Annotated in this window: 16 protein-coding genes; 6 read left to right on the top strand and 10 right to left on the bottom strand. The window is 53.1% G+C overall.

All coding sequences use genetic code 11. From position 1 onward, the window contains the following. The first annotated feature begins 125 nt into the window (after positions 1–125). Genes SMB34_RS02070 through SMB34_RS02085 form a run of 4 tightly spaced genes read left to right on the top strand, consistent with a single transcriptional unit; the run spans position 126 to position 3,948 of the window. The gene (locus tag SMB34_RS02070; RefSeq protein WP_007089826.1) at positions 126–935 is read left to right on the top strand and encodes a CbbQ/NirQ/NorQ/GpvN family protein; all 810 of its coding nucleotides are present in this window, start codon (positions 126–128) and stop codon (positions 933–935) included. A gap of 16 nt (positions 936–951) precedes the next feature. Further along, positions 952–2,919 carry a nitric oxide reductase activation protein NorD gene (locus SMB34_RS02075; RefSeq protein WP_007089825.1) on the top strand — a complete coding sequence of 656 codons (1,968 nt, stop codon included), beginning with the start codon at positions 952–954 and terminating at the stop codon, positions 2,917–2,919. Between the two features lie 35 nt (positions 2,920–2,954). Then, complete coding sequence (locus tag SMB34_RS02080; RefSeq protein WP_007089824.1) at positions 2,955–3,575, top strand: cytochrome c oxidase subunit 3 family protein; 621 nt, start codon at positions 2,955–2,957, stop codon at positions 3,573–3,575. 7 nt (positions 3,576–3,582) lie between these two features. Beyond that, positions 3,583–3,948, top strand: coding sequence for a hypothetical protein (locus SMB34_RS02085; RefSeq protein ID WP_007089823.1), 366 nt, complete (start codon positions 3,583–3,585; stop codon positions 3,946–3,948). Between the two features lie 58 nt (positions 3,949–4,006). Here the strand turns inward: SMB34_RS02085 and SMB34_RS02090 are convergent, their stop codons facing one another. The 10 genes from SMB34_RS02090 to SMB34_RS02135 all read right to left on the bottom strand — a co-directional run bounded on the left by SMB34_RS02090 (position 4,007) and on the right by SMB34_RS02135 (position 13,012). After that, complete coding sequence (locus SMB34_RS02090) at positions 4,007–5,617, bottom strand: cytochrome D1 domain-containing protein (protein WP_007089822.1); 1,611 nt, start codon at positions 5,615–5,617, stop codon at positions 4,007–4,009. After that, positions 5,614–6,858, bottom strand: a complete 1,245-nt coding sequence (nirJ, locus tag SMB34_RS02095; protein ID WP_037987418.1) for a heme d1 biosynthesis radical SAM protein NirJ — start codon at positions 6,856–6,858, stop codon at positions 5,614–5,616. Before nirJ ends, SMB34_RS02090 begins: the two co-directional genes overlap by 4 nt. Further along, positions 6,846–7,379 (bottom strand): siroheme decarboxylase subunit beta, encoded by a 534-nt coding sequence (gene ahbB, locus SMB34_RS02100; protein WP_051682071.1) that lies wholly within the window; start codon positions 7,377–7,379, stop codon positions 6,846–6,848. Before ahbB (SMB34_RS02100) ends, nirJ begins: the two co-directional genes overlap by 13 nt. Then, positions 7,376–7,828 carry an Lrp/AsnC family transcriptional regulator gene (locus SMB34_RS02105; protein ID WP_084716448.1) on the bottom strand — a complete coding sequence of 151 codons (453 nt, stop codon included), beginning with the start codon at positions 7,826–7,828 and terminating at the stop codon, positions 7,376–7,378. Before SMB34_RS02105 ends, ahbB (SMB34_RS02100) begins: the two co-directional genes overlap by 4 nt. Next, positions 7,825–8,376, bottom strand: coding sequence for a siroheme decarboxylase subunit beta (ahbB, locus tag SMB34_RS02110; protein WP_051682072.1), 552 nt, complete (start codon positions 8,374–8,376; stop codon positions 7,825–7,827). Before ahbB (SMB34_RS02110) ends, SMB34_RS02105 begins: the two co-directional genes overlap by 4 nt. Continuing rightward, positions 8,367–8,828 (bottom strand): Lrp/AsnC family transcriptional regulator, encoded by a 462-nt coding sequence (locus tag SMB34_RS02115; RefSeq protein ID WP_037987420.1) that lies wholly within the window; start codon positions 8,826–8,828, stop codon positions 8,367–8,369. Before SMB34_RS02115 ends, ahbB (SMB34_RS02110) begins: the two co-directional genes overlap by 10 nt. Positions 8,829–8,837: 9 nt before the next feature. Beyond that, on the bottom strand, positions 8,838–10,061 hold the full coding sequence (locus SMB34_RS02120; protein ID WP_156962622.1) for a cytochrome D1 domain-containing protein: 1,224 nt from the start codon (positions 10,059–10,061) through the stop codon (positions 8,838–8,840). Continuing rightward, on the bottom strand, positions 10,058–10,396 hold the full coding sequence (locus SMB34_RS02125; protein ID WP_007089815.1) for a c-type cytochrome: 339 nt from the start codon (positions 10,394–10,396) through the stop codon (positions 10,058–10,060). The genes SMB34_RS02120 and SMB34_RS02125 overlap by 4 nt, the downstream gene beginning before the upstream one ends. Beyond that, complete coding sequence (gene cobA / locus SMB34_RS02130) at positions 10,380–11,210, bottom strand: uroporphyrinogen-III C-methyltransferase (protein WP_007089814.1); 831 nt, start codon at positions 11,208–11,210, stop codon at positions 10,380–10,382. The genes SMB34_RS02125 and cobA overlap by 17 nt, the downstream gene beginning before the upstream one ends. A 74-nt stretch (positions 11,211–11,284) precedes the next feature. Further along, on the bottom strand, positions 11,285–13,012 hold the full coding sequence (locus SMB34_RS02135; RefSeq protein WP_037987421.1) for a nitrite reductase: 1,728 nt from the start codon (positions 13,010–13,012) through the stop codon (positions 11,285–11,287). A 199-nt stretch (positions 13,013–13,211) separates the two neighbouring features. Here SMB34_RS02135 and SMB34_RS02140 point away from each other — a divergent pair, with 199 nt between their 5' ends. Continuing rightward, a complete protein-coding gene (locus SMB34_RS02140) occupies positions 13,212–14,003 on the top strand; it encodes a sirohydrochlorin chelatase family protein (protein ID WP_156962623.1) in 792 nt (263 codons plus the stop codon). Continuing rightward, positions 13,990–14,658, top strand: coding sequence for a Crp/Fnr family transcriptional regulator (locus SMB34_RS02145; protein WP_037987423.1), 669 nt, complete (start codon positions 13,990–13,992; stop codon positions 14,656–14,658). The genes SMB34_RS02140 and SMB34_RS02145 overlap by 14 nt, the downstream gene beginning before the upstream one ends. The last annotated feature ends 61 nt before the right edge of the window (positions 14,659–14,719 follow it).

Raw genomic sequence — 14,719 nt, forward strand, 5'->3', positions numbered from 1 at the left:
CAATCAAGTCTGTGTGTTCGATTTCATGCTCTCTTCCATGACGACACATGGCGGACAACGACCGGTTGGTTCCCGCGACCGGTCGTTGTCATTTTCGGCCTCCCCATTTTCCAAGGAGCATTCAAATGCAGACCGCTCTTAAAGACGTACTCGCCCAGCAAGACGTTCCTTATTATCAGTCTACCGGCAACGAACAGCAGCTGTTTGAAACAGCCTGGCAGCAGCATCTGCCCTTGTTGTTAAAGGGACCGACCGGTTGCGGGAAAACACGTTTTGTATCCCATATGGCTGCAAAGCTGGGCGTTCCGCTTTATACCGTTTCCTGCCATGACGATTTGACCGCTGCGGATCTGACGGGGCGCTATCTGATCAAGGGCGGGGAAACGGTTTGGGTGGATGGTCCGTTGACACGTGCGGTCCGGCACGGTGGTATCTGCTATCTTGATGAGGTGGTGGAGGCGCGCAAGGACGTGACGGTGGTCCTTCATCCGTTGACGGATGATCGGCGTCTGTTGCCGCTAGACCGGACGGGCGAGATGCTTGAAGCTCCTGCCAATTTCATGCTGGTGGTGTCCTATAACCCCGGTTACCAGAACCTTCTGAAGCAGCTTAAACCATCGACCCGACAGCGTTTTCTGGCCGTCGAGTTCGATTTCCCGGACGCGGAAACCGAAAAAGCGGTCATCATGCGTGAAACCGGGATCGATGTTGAACGGGCAGCCCTTCTGGTGCGCATTGCGGGCAATATTCGCAAGCTTACCGGTATTGATCTTGAAGAAGCTGTTTCAACCCGGTTGCTGGTCTATGGCGCGACGCTTTTGATGGCCAATGTAGCATTTGATGACGCCATCAATGCGGCCATCATCGAACCACTGTCGGATGATGCGGATATCAAGGCGGGCCTTCGCGAGGCCATCGGGATTATCCGGGGCTGACAGCCGGGAGGCGATGATGAGTTTCGATTTTCTGGAATTCGAAGAACAGGTCGGCATGATCTGGCACCGGATTGCATCACGCAATCAGGAAAGCTATCGCGATCATGTTGAACACGCGATCACGTTTGCTGAATTGCGCGGTCATTTGCCGGTGATTTTTCGCACCCTTGGTGGCGACCCGGCGTTGGAATTTGCCCAGATTGATAAACGGGTTTCGGGGCATCGGCTACGCTGGCGGCAACGGATTGGTCTGGTGGATGAACAGATCACGATGGCCGAAATGAACGAGGCATCGGTAAAGCTGCCCGCGTCCATTTCACTGTTTCCGTCCCGTGATCTTAACCGTGATTTTTATATCTGGCTGATGGCATGGTTCGCGGTTTCGGTACCACAAGCCATTTCGCTGGACGTTGCGCAAAGCCCCTTATTGGTCGATATCATGCGACTTTCCCGGGCACGGCAAACCGATCAAGATGTATGTCGCCATTTCCCCGGCATCATCGGTTTGCGTCAACGCCTGTATGACGCGTTTCTTGTGTTGCGGCCGGTGCGTCCTTTGCCCCGTGTCGAACAACAGGTTGAAGAATGCGTTCTGCGGATTCTTATGGGTGTAGGGCAACAGGATGAAAATGATTTGTGGCCCGTTGTTAACGCCGTCGGCACAGGTGTTGATATTGCTGCGATGGTCAGTGTTGCGGGTTTGCAATCGCATCGTTATTCGCCATTCCTTCCCGTTCCACTTTGGGGGGAAGCCATGTGTTCCGGAACGGCTGGTCGTGTTGCCAATACCGACACGGACGAGGATGGAAATTCGTCAGACGGCAGTCAGGAACGTAAAAAACGCGCTCGCCGACGCAAGAATGATCAGGCTGGTCGCAATGATCCCCTCGCATTAAACCGGTTTGAAAAAATCCTTTCGATAGCCGAGATGGTCAATGTCAATCGGCCGATGGATGACGAGGACGAGCAGGATGCAAAGAAAGCGGCTGACGAGCTTGACGAAATGGAAATTTCCGACTGCAAACGCAAAGCGGCAACCAAATTGCGTTTCGATCTGGATCTGCCGCCACGCGAAGCTGATGAAGGACGCGTGATTGGTGAATGGACCTATCCGGAATGGGATTACCGTCATCAATCGTATCGCCCGGATTTCTGCAAAGTCGTCATGCAATCCGGTGATGAAAAAGTCAGTGAGTGTGATGTCTGGCATCCGGGTGAAACCGAACGGCGACAAATCCGCCAGGTTCGCCGCCAATTCGAAGCGTTTCGGCCGCGCCATGAAATTCTGCGCGCGCAAAGTGATGGAAGCGAGCTTGATCTCGAAGCATTGGTGCGCGCCCGCTGTGACCAGAAAGGCAGTGGAGAACTCAGCGACAGGCTTTATCTGAACACGGTTCGACGGGCACGCGATTTGTCGGTTGCGGTACTGGTCGATGTATCATTGTCGACCGATGCCTGGATACAGGATCAACGGGTTCTCGATGTTGAAAAGCAGGCGCTTTCGGTGCTGGCTGGTGGGCTGGATGCATGTGGGGACGAGTTTGGTATCTTCAGCTTTACATCACGTCGTCGGGATTGGGTGCGTATTAATGCGATCAAGATCTTCGACGAGGAATGGTCACGTTCTACGCAGGACCGGATACAGAAGCTCCGTCCAGGGTATTACACGCGGTTGGGGGCTGCCATCCGCCATGTTGGAAAGCTGTTGGGGGATCGACCGCACCAACACCGGTTGATGCTGGTAATCACGGATGGCAAGCCAAATGATATCGACCATTACGAAGGTCGCTACGGCATAGAGGATAGCCGCCGTGCGGTACGTGAATGCCGAAAGGCAGGGCTTGGCCTTTTCGGTGTAACGGTCGATCAAAGGGCACAGGATTACTTCCCCTATATCTTTGGGGCAGGCGGGCACGCAATTGTCAGCAAGCTGGAAAACCTTCCGGCGGCCTTACCACGTATCTATCGCCAGCTTGTATCTTGAAAACGGGTGATAATATGCAAGCTCGTCAGGAAAATATGGCACAACATGATAGCTCGACCGCGAATGAAAGTGATCAGCACAGTGTATCGGTAACTTCTTCTGCCGGGGCTGATGCCTGGGGCGGGCTTGAAGCCTTGCCCGGGCATCCGTTGATGTGGGTCCTGATCCTGTCGGAGTTGGTTGTTTTCGGGGCTTTTCTGCTGACATTTTCCGCGGCAAGAATTGGCGACCCGTCTGGGTTTGCGGCGGATCAACTGCGTCTTGATCGTGTTATGGGCGGGCTTAATACGGTTGTTTTACTGACAAGCGGTCTGTTCGCGGTGTTCGCCGTTCATGCCATACGCCAAAATGCTGTTTTGCGGTGTCGGGGCTGGATGGCGGCAACTGCAATTCTGGGCATCGTTTTCCTGATCATAAAACTGCTGGAATATAGCAGTAAAATCGATGCCGGGATCGGTTTGGAAAGCAGTACGTTCTTCACGCTTTACTATCTCATCACCGGTTTTCATGCGCTGCATGTGGTGATGGGGCTTGGTCTTTTGGGGATTGTTTCCATTTGGCCCAATTTAACCAACATCGAAACCGGTGCCGCCTTCTGGCATATGATCGATATGGTTTGGGTGCTGGTCTTTCCTGTGATCTATCTGTTGCGATGAGGTAATCATGGACCATCATTGTACCATCAGTGCGAAATCCGATGATGTCGTAAGGAATGTTGGCAAATCTTGCGACACGCAGGCTTTATCGATGCGAACAGCAATTCTGGTCTGGCTGATCGCAACCAGCACGACCATCCTGTCACTGGTCCTTGCGCTTGTGGGAGAAGAACGCACAGCCACGATGCTTGGTCTGGTGCCAGCCACAATTATTATGGCTGTGGGTAGCTTTAAGGCATGGTTGATCTTGCGATACTATCTTGGGCTTGGGCCATCCGCGGCCGGATGGCATGGATTGTTTGTTGCCTTTCTTATTGTGATTTTTGCCGGTGTTCTGGCCGCACAGGGGGCGGTGATTTTCTCAAGCCACTAGGGCGTATCTTCACGCCGTCACAAGATGGCTAAATCATCGCGTGACGGCTGATCTGGTGTTAGTGACTGGTGCCGGCGGAATAGGTGATTTTGTTGAAAACATTATATTTCCCAACCGGCTTTTTCATCGGGATGCGTTTGATTTCCTCGAATGTTTGGGCATCGTAAACGATGATTGCACCGTCATCGTCCCAGATCGACAGCAGCGCGTGTTTGCCGCTGCGGTCAAATTCGACATGGGCCGCGACCTTGCCGGGTTCGGGGCGGAGCGTTTTGACGATTTCGAGGGTGCGTTTATCGATGATATGGACAACATCCTTGTCCGGGCCAAAGAATACATCGACCCAGGCATAAGGCGTGTTGTCATGGCTGCGCGTGAAAAAACCGGGGCCTTTTGTTTCGATGGTTTTGATGGTCTGCCAGCTTTCCATGTCGATCACACTGATTTTGGAATCTTTCAGGTGCGGTGTCGCCAGCACCGAATGGCCCTGATAGTTAAAGGTGATGCCCGAACCAAGATGGGGCATACCTTCCAAGGCAATGTCGGCCACCTTTCGGCCGACATTCAGATTGATTACCTGCCCATCGCGGCCATTGCGCGCCGCCCCGATCAGGTGGCGATAATCCTGATCGAAAAAGAAATCATCCAGACCATCATCAAGATGAATACGCCTTACCGGAAAAGGGCCGTTCTGAACGTCCAGTGCTTCGACCATATTGGCTTCGTAGTTATGAACGAAACCGGGATAGACCGGACGTGGATCATCGGCATAGGAAATTTCCCAAACTTCGGGCAGGTCTTTCAGGGCGACGATAAAGCTATGGCGCGGAGGGGCGGTATAGACCGCCGAAACACGCGATGATTTGCCATCATCACCGATAACGGCGAACTCGCGTATTGGTGTCAGATCCCGTGCATCCAGCAGAACCAGATTGTGCGGCAGCATGTTGCCCGCCATCACATATCGGCCGTCATCGGATACCGCCACATTTCGCGTATTCAGGCCGACCCGGATTTCAGCAACGGTTTGCAGGGAATAAAGGTCATACATCTGGACCCATCCATCACGCGACGCCAGATAGACAAACCGACCGTCCGGTGAATATTTTGCCCCGCCATGCAAGGCAAAGCGGGTCGGAAAACGATCAAGGGGTTCGAACGTGTCACCATCAAGGATCGTGACGTGATGATCGCCCGCCTCGACAATTGTGAACAGGTTTAGAGGATCACTTTTGAATTTCGGTTTGTCGGGTAGTTCGACAGGATCGGCAAAGACGTTGTGACTTTGTAAGATTTCAGACATACCCCATTCAGGCGACCTGTCCATCGGTTGCCGCAGCCAGTCTGCCAGAAGCGTGATTTCCGTCTTTGCAAGAGTTTCGCCAAAAGCCGGCATTTGTGTCGCTACGCGGCCATCGCGGATGACATCCGAAATGCCATTGCCCCGCAATTTTTCAAGGCTTTCGGGCAAAAGTGCCGGGCCCATGCCGCCCAACCGGTCACCATTGTGACAGGCAGCACAATGCGTTGCATATAACGCATTGGCATCGGCAATCTGCGCGGAAGAGAGTGCGGTTTGGCCAAACGCGTTCGTTGTGCTGATCAAACCGGATACCAATACCGTTCCAAGGCAAATCCTGGCTAGAACAGGCTTAACGATGGGGATCATGATGTGACCTCCACCTGACCGTGGCGTTTGGTTGCGGAAAACGGAACGGTTTCAAGACGGTTATGTTCGCCAACAATGCCAAGTTCGGCATCATCAAGATAACAGCCCGGATCTTCGGCCCAAGGATCGCCGGTCAACTGATAGGCGCGCGTTCGCGTATTGCCGCCGCAAATATCGCGATACCGGCATTCGCCGCAGCGTCCGTGAACGAGACGGGGACGCTGTTTTAACCCGGCCATCAAGGGATCACTGATATCCTGCCAGATTTCCGAAAACGGACGTTTCAGGACATTGCCCAATGTGTGCTGCCACCACATGGTATCGGGATGGACATTGCCCAGATTATCGATATTGGCAACATTGACACCCGATGCATTCCCGCCCCAGCGTTGCAGCATTTTACCGATCTGGCTGGATGCTGCGGGGTAATGTTCGTCAATCCAGAATTTCAGGAAAACCCCGTCGGCATCGTTGTTGCCCGTCACGTAGTCGCGCGCGATGCCTGCTTTGACATCTGCTTCGCAGCGGGAAAACATCATCAACAACGCTTCGCGGGTCATATTATAAAATGCGTGATCCTTGCGGTTGTGATTACCGCGACCGGCATAGTTCAGATGCGAGAAATAGAACTTGTCGATCTTTTCCTGTTCAACAAGGTCCAGAAGACCGGCAAGGTCCTGATAATTTTCGCGGGTCATGGTGAAACGAATGCCAACCGGCAATCCGGCATCACGGCATAGTTTTGCCCCGCGAAGGGCAAGATCAAAACCGCCTTCAAGACGGCGAAAATAATCATGTGTTGCGCCAAGTCCATCCAGACTGATCCCGACATAGTCATAGTTGGCGGCGGCAATCTGATCGATGTTTCTATCATCAATCAGGGTCCCGTTGCTCGACAGTGCGACATAGAAACCAAGTTCTTTGGCATAGGCGGAAATATCAAAAATATCGGGCCGCATAAGTGGCTCGCCCCCCGACAGGATCAACACCGGAACATTGAAATCACGCAGATTTTCCATGGTATGGAAAACCTGTTTTGTCGTTAGCTCACCGGGAAAATCCTTATCAACGGCAGAGGCATAGCAGTGCCTGCATGTCAGGTTGCACCGCCGGATCAGGTTCCAGATAACGACAGGTCCGCGGTTGGAAAGCGGGGCATGTTTGCGGGGGGTCGTAACGGGTGCTGTGCCATTCTCGGCAATATCGATTGCAGCACGGATATACTGGCTTAACCGCAACATTTCTTTTCTCCGTTTTTGCGCCAACGCAGGCCGGTTTTTTTCAGGATACGGTTGCTGTATAGAATGCGATGGTCGCGGACATTCCCGCCCAAACGGTTGCGGATATCTTCGACCTTGGACTCGACCGTTTCACGTGTCGTACCGTGGACCATGGCAAACAGGTTGAATGGCCAATCGGGCAGGTGGCGCGGTCTGCGATAGCAGTGCGATACGAAATCCAGCTTTCCGATCATCTCGCCCATGTCATCAACGGTTTTATCGTCGATGTCCCAAACGCTCATGCCATTGGCGCGATAACCCAGCCGATAATGGTTGGGGATGATGCCGATACGCCGAATGACGCCAACATCAAGCAAACGTTGCAAGCGCTGTTCAACTTCATCCGGGCCAAGTCCAAGGCCCAACGCGATATCCCCGTATGGTGTGGGACTTAAAGGCAATCCGGTTTGCGTCGCACGGATCAGGGCATGATCGATTTCGTCAAGTTCCGGTAGTTCTGGTTGGTTCAGAAAGGAAATCATTTTTCGGGAACCTCCAGATGCAATTCAAGGAAGTATTCCTGTTCCTTTGGGAAGCTCAGAACCCCAAGCCCGGTTGTGTTTTCGATCCGCTTTATGACGTCCTGAAGCGCTTCTTCATCCTCGGCAAGGATCACAAACCACATGTTAAGAACATCTTCACGGGCGTAATTGTGGGCGACTTCCTCGCATGCGTTGACCTGTTCCGCGACCTCGTCAAAGCGATCAGGTGGGACTGCAATCGCGGCAAGGGTTACAGCACCACCAAGTCTTTCCGTGTTGTAAAGCGGCCCAAACCGGCCGACATATCCGTCCGCGATCAGCCTTTTGACACCGTTAATGACGGTTTGTTCGTCATAACCAAGACGTTCGGCCAGCACCTGGAACGGGTGCGCGCAGATCGGAAAACCACCCTGCATATTGTTGATCAGGTCGCGTTCAAGCTTGTTCATGATATTTCCCTGACTTCATCGGGAATTGCGCGAGTTTCTGTTGGTGCAGGCAAGGATACGGATGCCCTCGGGGCGCCATATTTGCCCGCCCGCTGGGTGAAGCATTGCTTGCTGAAAAGAACCTTGTGGGGCGCATCATGCAGTTCCAGACGCGCAATCAGGTGGCGGATTTGTGCCCGAACTGTCAGCCGGTCTCGACCATGGATCATGCAATAAAGATTGTATGGCCAAACCCCGGCAACCCGTTCCCTGCGGTAACACAATGTGACATAGGGAAGGGCTGCCATCGCCTTGCCAATGTCGGGTGCCGCATCATCACCGATATCGAAAACGCACATCGCATTGGCCTGATAACCAAGTGCGCGATGACGGATGATCATGCCAAAGCGGTTGATAACCTTGTGGGCGATAAGCTGTTCAAGCGTTTCGATCACCGTTTCCTCGGTCGTGCCGAGGTCATTGGCAATATTTGCATAGGGACGTTTGCCGATTGGCAAGCCGTCGCGCAGTCTTTCGATCAGCCGGTGTTGAAGATTGCTCAGTTCCATTTCAACGCAAATCCCAAATCGAGACGGTAATGTTCGATCATCGGCATCCGATATACCGGGAAGCCGGTTTTGGTTTCGATTGCCTTGATTGTCGTGTCCAGACTGGCCTGATCGGCGGTGGTCACGACGAACCATAGATTGAGTTTATCTTCGCGTTCGTAATTGTGATTGATTTCGGTAAAGTGGCTGACTTGGGCGGCAATTTTTTCAAGCTGATCATTTGGAACTTCCATCGCCGCAAGGCTTGATGCCCCTGCACGCCCGGTCGCATAGGTCGCGCCAATCCGGTCGAGATAACCTTTGTCCTTCAAATCGGAAATGGCGGAAAGCACCGTGTCTTCGTTGGTGCCCAGTTCACTGGCGATGGTTTCAAACGGGCGTGGCGTCGTCGGAAATCCGCGCTGAAAATGTTCGATCAGCCGGGTCTGAAGGCGGGTGAGTTCGGTGCTCATGATGGCCTCCTACAACCCGATCCGACCGGCACGGTCAGACATGAAAATGCCGCTGGGACTGGGGAGCGGAAGTTCGGCAATCGGCTGGAGCGTGTAGGGATTGTATCCAACGACCTTGTTGTCATCGCGCACCGACAACCAGATCTGATCGCCACGTGGACTGAATTCCATATGCAGGACACCGGTGCCGGGTTTCAGTTCTCCGACGATTGCCAGATTTTCCGTGTCGATTATCTGGACCGTATCGTAATCCGGGACCGAGAAATTGACCCAGACATGCCTGTTATCGGGATGGGCCATGACGAAAACGGGCTGTCCATGGACGGGAATACGTCCGATCTGCTGCCAGTTTTCGGTGTCAATCACGAGAACTTCGTGGCGACCGATGGCGGGTACAAATGCGCGTTTCCCCGCAATCGCCCAGCCTTCAAGATGGGGCATTTTGTAAACGGGTAAGCGTTCTTCACCCATGCCATAATGATCAAGGATGCGGCGCACGCCATTTTCCGGATGCCAAAGATCAAGCAATGCCATGCCGTCTTCGCCAAACAGACCGGCAATGTAATAACGACCATCGGATGTGATCAGCGCATCGTAGGGCTGTGTTCCGATATCTTTGTAGCGGCTGATCTTTGGTTCGTTGCCGGTTGAGAAGTCGGCTATCCAGATTTCGCCGGAATCCCAAAGGCTGAAAACAAACCGGTTCCCTGGCGCATCAACCAGCCCGATGACTTTTGAACGATCCGAACTGCCGTCAATGGTTGCAGGAATATCGGCCAACAGTTCGAGGGTTTCACTATCGAAAACGCGGACACCGCCGGGTTCGTAATTGGCAACCGCCACCAGTCTGCCGTCCTGGCTGACGGCTCCGCCAATACTGTTGCCCGCTTGCAAGGTTCTAACGACAACCTCATGTCTGAGAATGTCTACCTTGGTCAATCCCCCGTCGCGGCCAAAGACGAATGCGAATCGTCCGTCCCGGGAATAGACGATCGATGCATGTGACAGATCGCCAAGGCCTTCAACGATCCCGATAAATTGCCGGGTGCTGGTGTCAAGGATGGCAACTTCGCCAGTGGCCCGGGCAACCACGGTTGCCAGGTCAGCCGTCCCGCGAACGGATGAGATATTTGCGCAGCCGGCCAAAAGCAAAATGCCCCCAACAACCAAAAGGTTGCGGGTTGCCTGTAACGCGGTGGAAGGAATGCGGGCCGAAAATGCAATGCGCATCATTCGGGTTCTCCTGTTTTCAGATAGCGGGCCATCCACGTGGCCTCATCGGGTGTCACGATTGCGCGCCAGGGTGGCATGGCTGTCCCGGGCAATCCGTCGAGGATGATGGTTGTCAAATCCTCGACGCTGTAAGCCGCAAGGCTTTCCGGTAAAAGGGGCGATCCCAGACCTCCCTTAAACGTTAGGCCATGACAGGAACCGCAATCCTGACGCACCATTTGCTCCAGCGCATGGGGGCTTCGGGAAGAAGTCGCGTTTTCCGCACTTACTGAATAGGTCCCCGCCAAAGCGAGCGTGGTGATCAGGATCACGAGGGAATTACGCAGTATGGGCATAACGTAGACCCCCATCGGGGAAGTCGGGTGCTGCGTTTTGGTCAAACCGGCTTTCGGATAGAAGTTCGGCCTCGGGCAGTGATAGTCGATCCGCCAGTGAAATGACGCGGCCAATGACGATCATGCAGGGCGGATCAAAATCCAGCCGGTTCAGGTCGTCACAGACATTGCCCAATGTGCTGCGGAAATGTCTTTGATCCGGTGTTGAACCATTTTCGATAATCATCACCGGCGTATCGGTGGGCAGCCCATGTTCAAGCAGTTTACCCGCGATTACCGGCATGGTTTTGACCCCCATGTAAATCGCAAGCGTAGTGTCCGGATCGGCCAAAGAACGCCAGTCGTGATGGGGTTCTGCGTCTGCCTGCATGTGACCGGTGACAAAACGTACACTGGTTGCCAGACCGCGATGGGTCAGCGGTAGATTAAGTTGTGCCATGCATCCTGCGGCGGCTGTAATTCCGGGAACAACTTCAAACGGAACATCATGCAGGCTGAGCCATTCTGCCTCTTCACCCCCGCGTCCGAAAATATACGGATCCCCGCCTTTCAGACGAACGATGTGGCAATGTTTTCTGGCCATATGAACCAGAAGTGTATTGATTTCGGACTGCTTCAGGCTGTGGGATCCTGTGGATTTTCCGACATAAACGCGTTCTGCAAACGGGTTGGCCAGTTCAAGTATTTCATCGGAGACAAGCCGGTCATAGATAACGGCATCCGCGCGGTCGAGAAGGCGTGCTGCCTTGATGGTCAGCAATTCAGGATCGCCTGGCCCGGCTCCGACAAGATAAATACGCCCGGATTTTTGCATGGCTTTTCCCCTGTTTTGGCAAGGTTTCAAATGCGGGAAGTCCGGAGGCCGTGTATGGCCTCCGGTTCTGCAGATCAGTAGATGTCGTGTTGGGTGTTGTAGATGTTGAATTTGCCCGTCGGGGTCACAAGGCGATCGTCTTTGATGACCTTCTTGAGCTTCCGGGTTTTGTCATCAACAATCACAATGGCTGACTTTTCAGCTTTGCCGTTCCAGACAGAGAACCAGATTTCAGTACCCTGTTTGTTATATTCACCCTGAACGACGCGCTGGGCACCTTCGTCGCCCAGATCGGCCCATTCGGCAATCGGCAGTGTTTCAACACCGGCATCAAGGTTGTTGATGTCAAGGACACCAACCGAATGATAAATTTCGGCATCCGAGTTTAGCGGCGCATCAACCCAAAGGTTTTTCGAATTCGGGTGGGTTTTGATAAACAGTGAACCGCCACCGAGCCCGTCAATGGATGCCGCCATTTTCCACGCATTTTCCGGATGTTTTTCCGGATCGGTACCGATCAATGCAATGGTGTCATCGCCAAGATGACTGGTTGCCCAGACCGGACCGAGTTTCGGGTGGATGAAGTTCGCCCCGCGACCCGGATGCGGGGTTGTGCCGACCTCGACAAGTTTGGTCAGTTTACGTTCTTTGGTATCTATAACGGCGACTGTGTCACGAGCATTGGCGGCAACCATGAAATATCGACCGGATGAATCAAAACCACCGTCATGGAGAAACCGTTCGGCACTTATTGAAGTGACTTGCAAGGCGTCGAGATCTTCGTAATTTACCAGAAGTACCTTGCCGGTTTCCTTAACGTTAACGACAAATTCCGGGTTGTAATGTGAGGATACAATCGCGGCAACGCGAGGCTCAGGGTGATATTCCTGTTCATCATATGTCATGCCGCGAGTAGAGACGATTTTAAGTGGCTCAAGCGTTTCGCCATCCATAATTGTGAATTGTGGTGGCCAGTATGAGCCCGCAATCGCGTAACGATCCTCCCAACCTTTCATTTTAGAAGTTTCGACTGAACGAGCTTCCAAACCAACTTTGATCGTTGCAACGATCTCGGGATCCTTCATCCATAGGTCGATCATATCGATTTTTGCATCGCGACCGATAACCATGAGGTAACGCCCGGACGCGGATACACGTGAAATATGAACGGCATATCCAGTGTCGATGACATATTTGATCTTGTAGTCGTGGCCGTCGATCAGTGCGATCTGACCCGCATCACGGAGTGTGACCGAGAACAGATTCTCGATATCGAGATCATTCATTTTTTGGGTCGGGCGCTGGTCGACTGGAACAATGACTTTCCAGCTTTCTTTCATCGCGGCCATGCCCCATTCTGGCGGTTGAGGCGGATCCTGCATGACATATCGCGCCATGATGTCGATTTGCTCTTCTGTCAAATCTCCGGAGGTTCCCCAGTTTGGCATACCAGCTGGCGATCCATAGGTAATGAAGTCATGCAGATAGTCATAACCAAGATCGCGGGTGCGGTCCGTTGTCAGGGCAGGGCCGGTTGCACCATTGCGCAACACGCCGTGGCAACCTGCGCAACGTTCAAAGAAAATCTTACGGCCCTGATTGAATTCATCGGCCGTCATCGTTGGCACACCTTCGTGTGCGCCAGGCTGTGACCCATCAGTCGGAAGTGACTCGAGACTGGGTTCATAGGTGCTTTCGCTTTCAGGATGTTTTTCCTGGGCGATTGCCACCGAGGCAAAGATAAGGCCGAAACCAAGTGCAAGCGGCGCTGCCGACCGTCTCAGCCGAGTTGTGAGTTTCATGCGTCCCTCCATTAGGAAAATGAAAGCCTTCGCTCCCGGTTGCGGAGATTTGATCTTTCGACGCGAGCCAGCCTTGATGATGATCAAATAACCATATGAACATTGTGGTTTTGAGCCGTTCCACTCTTGACGGGAGTCAATACGCTTGGGGGAAAAGCCCGCAAAATGCGTTCAGAGAGAGTGAAACAAGGGAATGGTTATGTCCGTCTGCGATCCGGTTTTGATGATTGTCGCGCATGGAACGCGACGAACTGGTGCAGTGCCCGGCGGGATGTTTTCCGCGCATCTGCAACGTCAGTTACCGCATTTCGACATCCGCCTTTCATTTTTGCGATCAACGCCATCAGCGGGAAATGTGTTGAAGGTCATGACGCGGAATTCGGCGTCTGACGTGCTTGTCTTTCCCCTGTTCTTTACGCCGGGCGCCGGTTTGGTGGCGGAACTGTCCGCACTTGTTGCCGATGCCCGGTTGGAAGCGGAGGCACTTTTGCCATTCGCAGGACATTTGTCTGGATATGACCGCATGTTGGCGGCACGAATTGCCCAACGATTAAAGGCCGGTGGAAATCAAAAGGATAAAAAGGCAATTTTTCTGGTGGCTCACGGGCAGAAGCAGGACATCTGCCCGTCGCCCGAAATGCAGCAGTTGCGAGCGATACTTTCGCACCATCTTGATCACGACGAAATCTACAATGTCCAGATTGATGGCCAGCCGTCTCTCGCCAACTGGCGAAACATGACAAGGTGCAGAAATGCCCTTTTTGTTCCCCTTATGACGGGGGATGGTGCGCATTGCCGCATTGATATTCCTGCTTCTGTTAATTCCCGGTCTGATGAGAAAGTCGGCATGCTCGCACCGGTTGGCACGTGGTGGGAGTTGTCTTCGCTGTTGGCCGATCATGTGAATTGCGGTCGACATCATCGCAAAAGCAGTTGTCAACCATCGCAGTCAGCTCGGACAGAGTTTGGAGCCGATTATGCCACGCCGTAACCTGAATGATGCGGATTTCAGTCTGATGTCGAAGGTGGCAGTTCTTTCTGCCTTCTCGCGCGATGAAATCGTATCGATGACAAATGGTGCGACCGTTGTGATTTATAACGGCCGTGAATTGCTGTTTAGCGAGGGGGAGCCCGCCGAACAGTTCTTTATTGTCATCAAGGGGCAGGTGCGTCTGTTTCGAATTCTCGGTGACGGGCGTGTCGCCCTTTTTCATCTTGTTTCAGCAGGCGAGTCTTTTGCCGAGGCAGTGGTCCTTTCCGGGCAAAAGTATCCGGTATCTGCCGAATGCGATCCGGGCAGCCAGATCATCGCAATCAGCAGGCTGCAACTGGTCAATCGCCTGAGGAATGACAAGGCGATGATTGGTCGGATGATGCAGTCATTGATCGAGAGGGAACGGTTTTTCTACAGGGAGCTCAATGATTTGCGCCAGCGAAGCCCATCGCAGCGCCTTGCCGGATTTTTGCTCTCGCAGTCTGATGATGCGGAAATCGTACCCAAGCATGTCATTGCAAACCGGATCGGTGTCACCCCGGAAACATTCTCACGTGCATTGCGCAAACTTGAAGACGACGGATTTATTGCCCGGGATACAAGGATGAGCATCCTTGATGTCGAAGGGCTAAGGCAGTTCTCGCGCCGATAAGCGTTTTCCGATCAAAATTGATCTGGAACAAACTTGATCATCTGGGCTGATGTTAGAGTTA

Source organism: Thalassospira permensis NBRC 106175 (assembly GCF_000714555.1).
Lineage (GTDB): Bacteria > Pseudomonadota > Alphaproteobacteria > Rhodospirillales > Thalassospiraceae > Thalassospira > Thalassospira xiamenensis.

Excerpts from the sequence above, each read along its gene's own strand:
- SMB34_RS02070 (WP_007089826.1), top strand. The coding sequence starts at position 126 with ATGCAGACCGCTCTTAAAGACGTACTCGCCCAGCAAGACGTTCCTTAT.
- SMB34_RS02075 (WP_007089825.1), top strand. The coding sequence starts at position 952 with ATGAGTTTCGATTTTCTGGAATTCGAAGAACAGGTCGGCATGATCTGG.
- SMB34_RS02080 (WP_007089824.1), top strand. The coding sequence starts at position 2,955 with ATGGCACAACATGATAGCTCGACCGCGAATGAAAGTGATCAGCACAGT.
- SMB34_RS02085 (WP_007089823.1), top strand. The coding sequence starts at position 3,583 with ATGGACCATCATTGTACCATCAGTGCGAAATCCGATGATGTCGTAAGG.
- SMB34_RS02090 (WP_007089822.1), bottom strand. The coding sequence starts at position 5,617 with ATGATCCCCATCGTTAAGCCTGTTCTAGCCAGGATTTGCCTTGGAACG.
- nirJ (WP_037987418.1), bottom strand. The coding sequence starts at position 6,858 with ATGTTGCGGTTAAGCCAGTATATCCGTGCTGCAATCGATATTGCCGAG.
- ahbB (WP_051682071.1), bottom strand. The coding sequence starts at position 7,379 with ATGATTTCCTTTCTGAACCAACCAGAACTACCGGAACTTGACGAAATC.
- SMB34_RS02105 (WP_084716448.1), bottom strand. The coding sequence starts at position 7,828 with ATGAACAAGCTTGAACGCGACCTGATCAACAATATGCAGGGTGGTTTT.
- ahbB (WP_051682072.1), bottom strand. The coding sequence starts at position 8,376 with ATGGAACTGAGCAATCTTCAACACCGGCTGATCGAAAGACTGCGCGAC.
- SMB34_RS02115 (WP_037987420.1), bottom strand. The coding sequence starts at position 8,828 with ATGAGCACCGAACTCACCCGCCTTCAGACCCGGCTGATCGAACATTTT.
- SMB34_RS02120 (WP_156962622.1), bottom strand. The coding sequence starts at position 10,061 with ATGATGCGCATTGCATTTTCGGCCCGCATTCCTTCCACCGCGTTACAG.
- SMB34_RS02125 (WP_007089815.1), bottom strand. The coding sequence starts at position 10,396 with ATGCCCATACTGCGTAATTCCCTCGTGATCCTGATCACCACGCTCGCT.
- cobA (WP_007089814.1), bottom strand. The coding sequence starts at position 11,210 with ATGCAAAAATCCGGGCGTATTTATCTTGTCGGAGCCGGGCCAGGCGAT.
- SMB34_RS02135 (WP_037987421.1), bottom strand. The coding sequence starts at position 13,012 with ATGAAACTCACAACTCGGCTGAGACGGTCGGCAGCGCCGCTTGCACTT.
- SMB34_RS02140 (WP_156962623.1), top strand. The coding sequence starts at position 13,212 with ATGTCCGTCTGCGATCCGGTTTTGATGATTGTCGCGCATGGAACGCGA.
- SMB34_RS02145 (WP_037987423.1), top strand. The coding sequence starts at position 13,990 with ATGCCACGCCGTAACCTGAATGATGCGGATTTCAGTCTGATGTCGAAG.